A 10,820-nucleotide genomic window follows, 5' to 3' on the forward strand; every position below is an offset into this window, starting at 1 on the left:
TTCCTTTCGTTTTCTATTTATAATCATATCTTACCATCCTTCTCCACTCCTGTCTAATATGTATTTTTTAAGGCCGTGATAAATTTTTTTTATCAGAAAAAGTTGCCCCAGACTAGGACAACTTTTTTGTTTATTCAAAGACAAATTGATTGTGATAAAGTTCGGAGTAAAAGCCTCCAAGCTTGAGTAATTCGTGATGGTTTCCTTGCTCAATAACTTCACCGTCCTTAAGGACAATAATCTGATCTGCATTGAGAATGGTTTTTAAGCGATGGGCAATCACAAAACTAGTTCTTCCTGCCACGATAGCTTCCATGGCATTTTGAATCTTACTTTCTGTTACAGTATCAACGTTTGATGTTGCCTCATCCAAGATTAAGACCTGTGGATCTGTCATCAAGGTACGAGCAATAGAAATCAACTGCTTCTGACCGGTCGAGAAGACACTTTGGTCATCATCAATCAATGTATCATACTTGTCTGGCAAACTTTCGATATATTCATGGATATGCGTGGCCTTGGCTGCTGCTTGAACCATTTCTTGACTGGCATCTGGGACACCAAAACGAATATTGTCCCGAATAGTTCCGCTAAACAAAACAGAATCCTGTAAGACAATTCCAACCTTGCTTCGCAAACTATCTAAATCAAATTCGCGGATATCTCTACCATCAAAACTGATACTACCTGCATCCACATCATAAAAACGATTGATGAGGTTCATGATGGTTGTTTTCCCCGAACCTGTCGGACCAACCACTGCAATCATTTTTCCTTTTGGAGCTGAAATGCTAACATCTTTCAGAATCGGGTTTCCTGGCAGGTAGGAGAAGTCTATGTTACGAATCTCCACCCCATCTTTTAATTCGCTAAAGGCTGGAGCATCTTGAGGGCGAATTTCTTCCTCTGCATCAAACATTTCTTGGATACGGTCTGCACCTGTAAAGGCCAGTTGCAAACTCCCCCAGCTCGCCGCTAATTGGATAATGGGTTGGTAATACTGTTGCGAAAACTGGGTAAACATGACAATCAAACCAAGTGCTGTTGCTGTCTCGATGTTCTTATCATTCAGCAATACAGCTGAACCTACAAAAATAACGACTGCTGTATTGACCAAACTCATTCCGTTCATAACAGGGAAAAGAATTCCTGAGAACATTCTTCCCTTGAAAGTGGCTTTTCGAACCCGTTCATTTTGCTCGACAAAACCAGCAATCACATCTTCTTGGATACCTTGAACGATAACTGCTTTTTGTCCAGAGATACTCTCATCCATATAAGCATTGAGCTTCCCAACTTCTTTTTGTTGGAGGTTGGTGTATTTCCGCGCTAGCTTTAAGATAAAGAACAACATGACAACTGCTATCGGAGTGCTAGCAGTCGTAATCAAAGCCAAGGTAACATTTTTTGCAAACATGACAATCAGCAAACCAATGTAAAGGGCAATATTGGTCATGACAGACACAAGACTTTCGTTGAAAGCTTGGAGAATATTATCCAAATCACTGGTAAAACGTGACAGGATATCTCCATCTTGATGGCGGTCAAAGAAGGAAACTGTCAAGCGAGAAAGCTTGCCAAAAAGTCCCTTACGCATCTCATTTGTAGATTCAGCAATAATGCGGCTCATCAAGACCATATAGATGAGACTAGTCACCACGAGCGCAATCAAAACATAGGCAAGATTAATAAGGAGTCCGTATAGACTTTGCCAAACCATATCTGAATTTCCATTTTGATAGGCTATAACCAAATTAGCTAGTTCCGTTACTGTTTGACCTGCAAAAACTGGAAAGAGGGCTTGTGCTACCGTTGCAATAACAATCATAGTGATAACAACGACAAAGGATATCTTGTAAACTTTAAAATAGTTCCAAAAAAATCGAAATGTCTTCATCCTACTCCTCCTTTCCTTTTTGCGTTTCGTAAATTTCACGATAGACTGAGTTTGTTGCAACCAACTCAGCATGCTTACCTTGACCAATCAATCGACCTTGATCAAGCACTAAAATTTTATCCGCATGAACAACAGAGCTTATTTTTTGGGCGATGATAATCGTAGTCGTTCCCTTCAAATCTTTGTTAAGGGCTTCTTGAACCAAGCGTTCTGATTTGGCATCAAGTGCAGAGGTTGAATCATCAAAAATCAATATTTTAGGATTGCTGACAATCCCACGCGCAATAGACATTCGTTGTTTTTGTCCACCAGAAAAGTTGGTCCCACGTTCCTCGACCGGACTTTCAAAAGCCAAGTCCATGCGACTGATAAATTCACTAGCTTGTGCGATACGAGCTGCGCGTTCCATTTCTGAAACTGTTGCATCTCCTTTTCCTTGTCTGAGGTTATCTGCGATGGTTCCACTAAAAAGAATGGCTCTTTGTAGGACGATAGAGACTGTCTTGCGAAGTGTCCCTTCGCTAACTGTACGAATGTCCTTTCCTCCAATCTTGATAGAACCTTGTTGAGGATCAAACAGTCGTGGAATCAACTGAGCCAAAGTTGATTTCCCTGCACCGGTTGCTCCGACAACCCCAACCATCTCACCAGCTGCGATTTCAAAGGATACATCTTTTAGAATAGGTTCCTCATCATTAGGATAGGTGAAGGTCACATTTTCAAAACTGAGACTTCCTTCCAAGTCTTCATCTTCCACATCCTTAAAGGTCATAGCCGGTTCTGTATCAAGGATTTCACGAATACGACGGAGGGAAATCATGGCACGAGTAACTGAATTCCCCAAAAATCCAACCATAACGATAGTAAAGATAATCTGACTCAGATAGTTCACGAAGGAAGCAATGGAACCAACCACTGAAGGATCTGATTCTGCCATACCTGCTACAAGCCAGATTGAAAGAAAGACAGCACCGTAAGAAATCAACATCATTACAGGTTGAACAATAGAAAAGGCGTAGCCGATATAAAGGTTTTCTCCCAGCAATTCATCTGATACTTGCGTAAACTTATTAAATTGATCTTTTTCTCGGACAAAAGACTTAACCACGCGCACACCACGTAAATTTTCTTTAGCAATGGCATTGATACGCTCCAATAAGGTCTGGAATTTTGCAAAGCGTGGTCCCATCATCCCCATCATAAGACCTGTCATAGCAACGATCAAAACGACCATAAGAACCAGCACCCACCACAACGAAGGCAAGGTGACAACAGCTAATATAAAGGAACCAATAAATAAAATCGGTAGTCGAAAGAGGATTTGAAAGGTCATCATGACTACGTTCTGGATTTGGTTGATATCGTTGGTCATACGAACAACAAGGTTCCCTGCATTAAATTTCTCAATATTAGCGTATGAAAAAGTTTGAATCTTACGAAAGGCATCTTCCCGTAAGTCTGACGAAACTCCTTGAGCAATGTATGCTGCTAATACAACATTAATTCCACCTGCGACTAGACCAATCAAGGCAACAAGGATTAACCAAAAACCGATACTATAAATAGCCTTATTATTCCCTGTTAGCAAGGCCTCTAAAACTTCCTGTAAATAACGTGGTTGCAGAAGTGAACTCGCGACCATTAATCCTGTCATAACCAAGGAAGCCAGAGCCTGCCATTTATAGGTTTTCATTTTCTGAAACAGCATATTTCCCCCTTATAAGATAGATAAAAGGGAACGACAGCTCTGTCAGTCCCTTCTTATGCTTTAATGTTGATGCTATTCTAACAAAAAAGAATGCTATTGTCAAAGCACTCAGCTCTCGTAAGCTTGTGGAATGACGACATCAGCATTCTATTGAATCATTTAAAAAATCTTCTGCCTTAGTAGAGAATGTTTATTGCTCTGAACTAGCTTGCTCTTCTAGCTTAGCTCGACCAATTTCACGGTAGCTACGGTCCCCAACAATCTCAACTGAGAACTGACCATCCTGGTACTCTAGAATCGTCACACTTCCATTATCAAGACCATGCGGGTGCATTCCGTTGATTAGATAGACAATGGTTCCGATTGTCATTCCATGGCTAACTACCAGAGCGTTTCCACCTCCATTAGCTTCCATTTCCTTGGCAATGGCTTCAAAACCTTCCCAAATACGACCACTTAGTTTTTCCCAGCCTTCAGCCCAGCCTGCTGTATCCACTTCTACCAAACCTTCAGCTAGCTCTGCATAGGACAAACGATGCACATGATCGACATTAAAGATTCGAGGGATGATACCCATAAAAAGATCTCCATCATAAGCACCATCAAAACTACCAAAGCACCATTCACGAATTCGCTTATCCATGCGATAAGGAATTTGCCCTGTCAAACCAAGCTCTTCAAGGATAATTCCCATAGTCTGAATGGTCCTCCCTGAGTCACTCGAGTAAGCACGCTCAAACTTTAAGCCTGACTCACGCAAACCAATTCCCAATTCGTGAATACCTCGCTCACCTTCAGCTGTTAAAGGAGTATCACTCCAGCCTTGAGCACGCCCAATCGTATTAAACATTGTTTTCCCATGACGCACTAGATACAATTTTACACTTGCCATTTTTGGTCCTCCATATGTATCTATTATAGCATGATTTCAGGTAAAAACCTCGCCCAAACTACTCTGTGTCGTTCTTTGAAGGTGCTAATTTGGAAGATCTAGCAGTCTCTTTTTTGCTCCCTTCTTCTGTTTTCTCCTCATTTCCTTCTTTAGACTTGTTTTCTGTTTTCTCAGACTTTTGACCGGTCTTTTTTAAAGGAGAAAAGTGAAATTCAAACTTATTTTTTCCTGTGTCAATAGTCGTTGTGAAGAAGTTTTCGTCATTTCGATAAGTTGACTTCCCTACATTAAATGACTGCTCTCCATTTTCAGAAGAGGCTTTTTCATAGGTTCTCTTAGCCATAGCAAATGCAAGAAGTTTTTCTTTATTTAAGGCATAATCCTGATGATGTGCCACTTGTCGATTCAGATAAAACTGCAACAAAAGACTAAAAATTCCAGCAATAGTGATAGCGTATAGGAGAACTCCTGCTCTAACTTTTTTCTTTTTCAACACGATAGATAAATTCCCTCTCTAGTCCCTTTTCAAACTGAAAATGAAAGTGCAGCTCCTGCCCTTTTTCTTGAATTCGAGCTGATTTTAGACCGTAGACCATGGGTTGATAACCACGTCCACTAGCATCTGTTTTCCGGAAATCATTTGACTTTGATTTACCCATGGAAATGGGCTTCCCTTCCTGTTTGAGGTAAAGTCTATCATTCTCCACTTTTTCAAATTGGGCTCGATTCAACTCTGCTTCCAGCTGATCCACAAATAGTAGCCATTCCTTCTGCTCACTTTTCTGCTGGTAGCGAACTTCTGAAACCAAGAGTCGGCTCATAGATTGAAAAAGAAGCAAGCTACCACTAATAACGAGGAGGGCAACCAAGGATTCTAAAAGTGTAAAAGCTCTGACCCTACTTGTCTTGAATCGCCAGTAATTTCTCCGTTCCATGGTATACCTCCAAACCTCGCTCATTCGAGACAACATGAACCGTAAGGCCATTGACAGTTAACTCCTTTTGTCCAGTCTGCAACGCCATACGAGCCACTCGCAAAACTTCTTCCTGTTTTAGAAGTTCTACTTCTCTTTTTCTACTTTCTTGAATTTGTCCCAGCAAGAGGGTTGCAATACTTGCAAAAATGGCTAGCGAAATCACTGCCTCTAGTAAAATAACCGCCTTAATTTTTTGCTTCTTGAATACGTTTAATCTTTCCATTTCCTAGATATAGTTGGTAGCGAACCACTTCTTTCCTTGTTTGAAATCTCACGCTAGCTAGAGACGAATTCCCTCCAGCCTTATCAAAGGTAATTGACTGATTAGACTGCAATTGAATGCCTTTAGGGATGGCTAATTTCTGATAGCCATTCCCAATACTTCTCTCTTCTAGCATTAAGTTCATCTTTTGCTGACTAGCCAGACTTCGCTTCTGGGTTTCTCGATAAAGTTCCTCAAACTCCATAAAGAAAATCTGTTCTTCCACAGCTGCAAAAGTTGATTTAACTGAACTTGACAAACCTAAGGCTAGCATACTAGCTATTCCTAAAACTAATAAACTTTCCAACATGGTAAAAGCCCTAATCCGTAACTGTTTGACTTGTCCCTTGTTTTGCATGGTATTCCTTATAGGCTTTTGCTTGCTCTGCAGTGATACGTCCATCTGCCTGTAATTTGCTTAGACTAGCATCTTCATTTTTATCCAGACTATACAGTTCAGCTTGGCTTTCTACCACCTTGACGACAGCTGCTTTCCCCTTATCATTGACTGCATCCTTTTGCTTGGTAAGATTTGGAACAAAAAGTAAGAGTAGGACGCTAATGATAAGCAACACCACCAACATTTCTACCAGTGTAAAAGCTTTTGCCTTCGTTTCTTTTAATTTCATCATCATTTTTTTCATCTAAAAATTCACCTCCATATTTTGATACATCGGCAGCAACATAGCTGCATACAATAAAACGATTAGCAGGGCTACAAAAATAAAGACCAGTGGTTGAACTAAGTTCATAGTTCGATTAACTCGAGTAAAGAAGGATTCCCAAGTTTTTTCCGCATAGATTTCCAATTCGCTTCCCAACTTGGATTTAACCTCTCCATATTCAATGATTAATCCCAACTCCTTTCTAAAGAAGGGATAGGTCTGAACAACCTTAGAAAATTCATGCCCATTTTGCAAAGATTGATCTAAATCGTATCCAATTTCCTTAAAAAGAGGATTCCCTTGCTCCTGCATCATCTGGAAAATCTGTGCCAACTCTAAACCTTGTCCAATCATATTTCCCCATTCCCGAGCATAATAGGCAGTTAGAAAATACTGAACAAACACACCTAGAAAGGGAATCCTAGCCAGATAAGAAAAGACCTGTATCTTCCTAGATTTCCTGTAGAATATCAGTCCTGTTAAAAATGCGAGACCTAGCGTCAGAGCAAACCCAAGAAAAATCTGTGGCAGGTTACTAATCACTAAGGTAGCTATGTTGCTACTATCCAGTTGGGGCAAAAGATAATTCCGCAAACCCAACATAATAAGCAGTAAGAAAACTAACAAAATGACTGGATAGGTCGCAACTTCAATTAACTTTTTCTTAACCTTAGCTAGATTATCCAGATATTCTTCAATTTTCCCCAAACTCAAATGGAGATTCCCATGAACTTCAGCCAGCGAAAGTTGCGTGACAATCGCACTCGAAAAACCTAAATTCCCCATCATTTCCGAGAAAGACTTCCCTTGCGATAGCCCTAGGCGCATCTGCGATACATATTCCTTTTCCAACAAGAGACTTCTATCTAGAAAGGAAATGATTTCTACCAAGTGAAAACCACTCGAGAACAAATTGTTAAAGAGAGTGATGATTTTCTTCTGTTTACTGGTAGCTAATTTTCTCCGTTTCAGCTTGAAGGGCAGTGATATGCCCATCTTTAAAAAGTTGATCAATTTGCTCATTCCACTTGTTTGCTTGGTGTTCTTGATAATTTTGGTTTGCAAAATCAATAATTCCTCCTCCCCCGATTAGCCTCTGGTAGCAAACACCTTGTAAAACAACTGCCAGTTCATCTTCGCTGACACCAAGTTCTAAAAGACGCTCATAAACTCCACGAATACTTTTGGCATGAATGGTTGAAAATACTGTGGCACCTGTCAAACTAGCTCGTACAACTGCACGGGCTGTTTCGCTATCTCGAATTTCCCCAATAATCAACAGATCTGGTCGATGACGAAGGGATAGTTTTATCAGATTTTCATAACTCAATCCAATAGCTTCATTGAGTTGTAATTGCAGCATCTCTTCTTGCTTTATCTCGACCGGGTCTTCAATGGACATGACCTGTTGCCCCTTAAACAATGACTTAGCTAATTCATGCATCAGGGTTGTCTTACCACTTCCTACAGGACCTGCAAAAAGGTAAAGACCTCTTTGTCTAAATCCCTTTTCTAATTCATGAATATCTTGAAACCAGAAACGTAGCTCTTGTTTTTCATCGTGCAAAAGGCGGATAACTAAACTCTCATGGCCACGATAATCTCCTACAGTTGACAAACGTAGTGAAGAAATCTTGCCATCATGCTGATAATCACAGGAACCCAGCTGACTACGACGCTTTTCGCCAACGTTCATCCCCGCAATAAACTTAAAGTGACTAATGACAGCACCCAACTTTTCAAAATCATAGGTGTCAATTAGACGTCTTTCATCTCCAATTCGCATATGTAGCTCATAGATCTGATTCTTGGGAACAAAATAAATATCCTGAGCTCCATTCCTTTTTGCGAGACTAATCAATTCTTGTGCAAGTGCTTGTACCATATCTCCTCCTCAGTTTATTATTCGAAGAAAATATAAAAAAAGAACAACTTTATTAAAAAGTTGTTCCATCTTTTTTGATACGACAAGTTCGGTGGATTTCTATACCCGTTTGTTTTTCATAACCCGGTCTGAATTTTTCGTCTGGGATAACTTGACCATCTTCTAGTAAAGCCAGCGAATGATATTGTTGCAAGAATTCATCACATTCCTCACACCAACGTTTATCATCTGGATCCCAAAATATGGTCATCAAGTCCCCACGACTTTTGTAAAGTGGAATTTTCTTTTCCAACTCAAACCAACAAGATTTATAATACTTCAAGGCGTCATAGTAATTTTCAAATTTCTTACTCCTAGTGACGTCTTCTTCCCATCCATCTATGAACCACCAAGGTTCAAAATCTCCATACATTTCTATAACACGATACATAGTTTCATTTCCTTTGTACCGTATATTATAGCGAAATTTCGAGAACAATGAAAGAAATCTGCTCGTTTTCAGTAACTACCTTAGAATATTTCTCATTGATTCAATCACCCTTTAAAACTTTCTAAAACTAAAAAGCAGCAACTAAGATTAGTCACTACTTTATGATTTTATGCTTGATAACGTTTTTCACCATCAAGATAAGTTGCTACCAATTCCAAATCTTTATCAAGAACGATAAAGTCAGCATCGTAGCCTTCACGGATTTGTCCACAGACATCGTCAATATGAACAGATTTTGCCGGGTTAAGACTGGCCATCATGACTGCTTCATGAGGATTTGCAATTCCCCATTCAACAACATTTTTTAAACCATCTTTCAGTTTGAGAATAGAACCTGCCAAGTTCCCAGTAGATTTGAGACGCGCAGTTCCATTTGCAACCACGACCGGGAATTCACCTAGCATGTAGTCACCATCTTGCAAACCACCCGCTGTCATACAGTCAGTGATAAGGGCAATATTTTCAGTTCCTTTTTGTTTAAGTAGGATATCACAAGCCTTAGGATCAACGTGATGACCATCACAAATCAATTCAGCATAGGTATGTGGTAACTCATACATAGCACCAACCATACCAAGCTCACGGTGAGTTAAGCCACGCATACCATTATAAGCATGAACCCAAACACTTGCTCCGGCATCAACAGCTTTTTTAGCTTCATCAAATGTTGCATTCGAATGACCGAGAGCAACGGTAACTCCTTCTCCAGTAATAGTACGTACAAAGTCTTCTACACCTTCACGTTCTGGAGCAAGCGCAATCTTATTAAGAAGACCATTAGCAGCCTTCTGCCAAGCACGAAACTCATCCATTCGAGGATCCTTCATGTAAGCTGGATTTTGAGCTCCCTTATACTTTTCAGTAAAATAAGGACCTTCAAAATAAATACCACGAATCTTAGCACCGGTAGCTTCTTGGTAACGAGCCCCAATATTTTCAGTTACTGCTAATAACTGCTCATATGAAGATGTCAAAGTTGTTGGTAAAAAGCTTGTAACACCTGTGCTAAGAAGTCCTTCACTCATTGTATGAAGTGTTCCTTCAATATTATTGTCCATGACATCCACACCACCGAAACCATGGATGTGAGTGTCAACAAGACCAGGTGCAATACTATAACCACTATAGTCAATAATTTCAGCACCTTCAGCTACTTGATCTACATGCTTACCAAATTTACCATCGACTAGTTCAAGAAAACCGCCACGGCGAACACCATGAGGATAGAAAAATTGATCTGCTTTAATATATTTAGGCATAATGATAACCTCCGTAATTGATTAATTTAATATTTATTATGTCAATTACATTATAAACCTTTCTTACCAATTTGTAAATGGTATAGACCTGTTATAGTTAAAAAATACAAGAAATAAATTAAGATTTAGTAAACATATAGTAAAAACTAAAATATTAAACATTAATCTTTAAAAGAAAATTTTGAAAAATATAAGTAATTTTAAGTAACTCCGAAAGAAAAAATTGGAAGAAAAAATAAAACGACAAGGCTCGAAAACCTTGTCGTTATTACTATACCGGCGGCCGGGGTCGAACCGGCACGTCCTTGCGGACACTGGATTTTGAGTCCAGCGCGTCTGCCAATTCCGCCACGCCGGCAAATAGTAACTGGGGTAGCTGGATTCGAACCAACGCATGAGGGAGTCAAAGTCCCTTGCCTTACCGCTTGGCTATACCCCAAAAATATAAATAGGCGAGTGATGGGGATCGAACCCACGCATGCCAGAGCCACAATCTGGTGTGTTAACCACTTCACCACACCCGCCATACTATTTAACACGGGCAGTAGGAATTGAACCCACACTGAAGGTTTTGGAGACCTTAGTTCTACCTTTAAACTATGCCCGTATAGGATGGAAGGGGAGGGATTCGAACCCCCGAACCCGAAGGAGCGGATTTACAGTCCGCCGCGTTTAGCCTCTTCGCTACCCTTCCGAAAGATTTAAAAAATGGCGCGAGACGGAATCGAACCGCCGACACATGGAGCTTCAATCCATTGCTCTACCAACTGAGCTACCGAGCCAAT

General features: G+C 40.2%; 12 protein-coding genes and 6 tRNA genes. All 18 read right to left on the reverse strand.

Annotation, left to right across the window (positions count from 1 at the left end):
* Positions 1-130: 130 nt before the first annotated feature.
* Positions 131-1,897, reverse strand: a complete 1,767-nt coding sequence (locus KJR31_RS05945; protein WP_214262502.1) for an ABC transporter ATP-binding protein — start codon at positions 1,895-1,897, stop codon at positions 131-133.
* Position 1,898: 1 nt separating this feature from the next.
* Positions 1,899-3,605 (reverse strand): ABC transporter ATP-binding protein, encoded by a 1,707-nt coding sequence (locus KJR31_RS05950; RefSeq protein ID WP_214262503.1) that lies wholly within the window; start codon positions 3,603-3,605, stop codon positions 1,899-1,901.
* Between the two features lie 190 nt (positions 3,606-3,795).
* Positions 3,796-4,497 carry a histidine phosphatase family protein gene (locus KJR31_RS05955; protein ID WP_214262504.1) on the reverse strand — a complete coding sequence of 234 codons (702 nt, stop codon included), beginning with the start codon at positions 4,495-4,497 and terminating at the stop codon, positions 3,796-3,798.
* 58 nt (positions 4,498-4,555) lie between these two features.
* Positions 4,556-4,993 (reverse strand): competence type IV pilus minor pilin ComGG, encoded by a 438-nt coding sequence (gene comGG / locus KJR31_RS05960; protein WP_214262505.1) that lies wholly within the window; start codon positions 4,991-4,993, stop codon positions 4,556-4,558.
* A complete protein-coding gene (gene comGF / locus KJR31_RS05965) occupies positions 4,971-5,432 on the reverse strand; it encodes a competence type IV pilus minor pilin ComGF (protein ID WP_214262506.1) in 462 nt (153 codons plus the stop codon). Before comGF ends, comGG begins: the two co-directional genes overlap by 23 nt.
* Positions 5,395-5,697: a competence type IV pilus minor pilin ComGE gene (gene comGE, locus KJR31_RS05970; protein ID WP_178895505.1), complete on the reverse strand. Its 303-nt coding sequence runs from the start codon at positions 5,695-5,697 to the stop codon at positions 5,395-5,397. Before comGE ends, comGF begins: the two co-directional genes overlap by 38 nt.
* The gene (comGD, locus tag KJR31_RS05975) at positions 5,660-6,094 is read right to left on the reverse strand and encodes a competence type IV pilus minor pilin ComGD (protein ID WP_284444667.1); all 435 of its coding nucleotides are present in this window, start codon (positions 6,092-6,094) and stop codon (positions 5,660-5,662) included. Before comGD ends, comGE begins: the two co-directional genes overlap by 38 nt.
* Entirely contained in the window at positions 6,057-6,380 is a 324-nt protein-coding gene (gene comGC / locus KJR31_RS05980) for a competence type IV pilus major pilin ComGC (RefSeq protein ID WP_214262507.1), read from the reverse strand. Before comGC ends, comGD begins: the two co-directional genes overlap by 38 nt.
* Positions 6,381-7,397 (reverse strand): competence type IV pilus assembly protein ComGB, encoded by a 1,017-nt coding sequence (gene comGB, locus KJR31_RS05985; RefSeq protein WP_214262534.1) that lies wholly within the window; start codon positions 7,395-7,397, stop codon positions 6,381-6,383. It lies immediately after the preceding gene.
* Complete coding sequence (gene comGA, locus KJR31_RS05990) at positions 7,345-8,286, reverse strand: competence type IV pilus ATPase ComGA (protein ID WP_214262508.1); 942 nt, start codon at positions 8,284-8,286, stop codon at positions 7,345-7,347. Before comGA ends, comGB begins: the two co-directional genes overlap by 53 nt.
* A gap of 52 nt (positions 8,287-8,338) precedes the next feature.
* Positions 8,339-8,716, reverse strand: a complete 378-nt coding sequence (locus KJR31_RS05995) for a DUF1033 family protein (RefSeq protein ID WP_214262509.1) — start codon at positions 8,714-8,716, stop codon at positions 8,339-8,341.
* A gap of 167 nt (positions 8,717-8,883) precedes the next feature.
* The gene (nagA, locus tag KJR31_RS06000; protein ID WP_214262510.1) at positions 8,884-10,035 is read right to left on the reverse strand and encodes an N-acetylglucosamine-6-phosphate deacetylase; all 1,152 of its coding nucleotides are present in this window, start codon (positions 10,033-10,035) and stop codon (positions 8,884-8,886) included.
* 274 nt (positions 10,036-10,309) lie between these two features.
* Positions 10,310-10,393, reverse strand: a tRNA-Leu gene (locus tag KJR31_RS06005).
* Positions 10,394-10,402: 9 nt separating this feature from the next.
* Positions 10,403-10,474, reverse strand: a tRNA-Gln gene (locus KJR31_RS06010).
* Between the two features lie 12 nt (positions 10,475-10,486).
* Positions 10,487-10,559, reverse strand: a tRNA-His gene (locus KJR31_RS06015).
* A gap of 12 nt (positions 10,560-10,571) precedes the next feature.
* Positions 10,572-10,642: transfer RNA gene (locus tag KJR31_RS06020), tRNA-Trp, on the reverse strand.
* A gap of 6 nt (positions 10,643-10,648) precedes the next feature.
* Positions 10,649-10,729 (reverse strand) — tRNA-Tyr (locus tag KJR31_RS06025).
* A 15-nt stretch (positions 10,730-10,744) separates the two neighbouring features.
* A tRNA-Phe gene (locus tag KJR31_RS06030) sits at positions 10,745-10,817 on the reverse strand.
* Between the last annotated feature and the right edge of the window lie 3 nt (positions 10,818-10,820).

The sequence above is a fragment of the Streptococcus infantis genome (assembly GCF_018499575.1).
GTDB classification, from domain to species: Bacteria; Bacillota; Bacilli; order Lactobacillales; family Streptococcaceae; genus Streptococcus; species Streptococcus infantis_K.

Excerpts from the sequence above, each read along its gene's own strand:
- KJR31_RS05945 (WP_214262502.1), bottom strand. The coding sequence starts at position 1,897 with ATGAAGACATTTCGATTTTTTTGGAACTATTTTAAAGTTTACAAGATA.
- KJR31_RS05950 (WP_214262503.1), bottom strand. The coding sequence starts at position 3,605 with ATGCTGTTTCAGAAAATGAAAACCTATAAATGGCAGGCTCTGGCTTCC.
- KJR31_RS05955 (WP_214262504.1), bottom strand. The coding sequence starts at position 4,497 with ATGGCAAGTGTAAAATTGTATCTAGTGCGTCATGGGAAAACAATGTTT.
- comGF (WP_214262506.1), bottom strand. The coding sequence starts at position 5,432 with ATGGAACGGAGAAATTACTGGCGATTCAAGACAAGTAGGGTCAGAGCT.
- comGE (WP_178895505.1), bottom strand. The coding sequence starts at position 5,697 with ATGGAAAGATTAAACGTATTCAAGAAGCAAAAAATTAAGGCGGTTATT.
- comGD (WP_284444667.1), bottom strand. The coding sequence starts at position 6,094 with ATGCAAAACAAGGGACAAGTCAAACAGTTACGGATTAGGGCTTTTACC.
- comGC (WP_214262507.1), bottom strand. The coding sequence starts at position 6,380 with ATGAAAAAAATGATGATGAAATTAAAAGAAACGAAGGCAAAAGCTTTT.
- comGB (WP_214262534.1), bottom strand. The coding sequence starts at position 7,397 with ATGGGCATATCACTGCCCTTCAAGCTGAAACGGAGAAAATTAGCTACC.
- comGA (WP_214262508.1), bottom strand. The coding sequence starts at position 8,286 with ATGGTACAAGCACTTGCACAAGAATTGATTAGTCTCGCAAAAAGGAAT.
- KJR31_RS05995 (WP_214262509.1), bottom strand. The coding sequence starts at position 8,716 with ATGTATCGTGTTATAGAAATGTATGGAGATTTTGAACCTTGGTGGTTC.
- nagA (WP_214262510.1), bottom strand. The coding sequence starts at position 10,035 with ATGCCTAAATATATTAAAGCAGATCAATTTTTCTATCCTCATGGTGTT.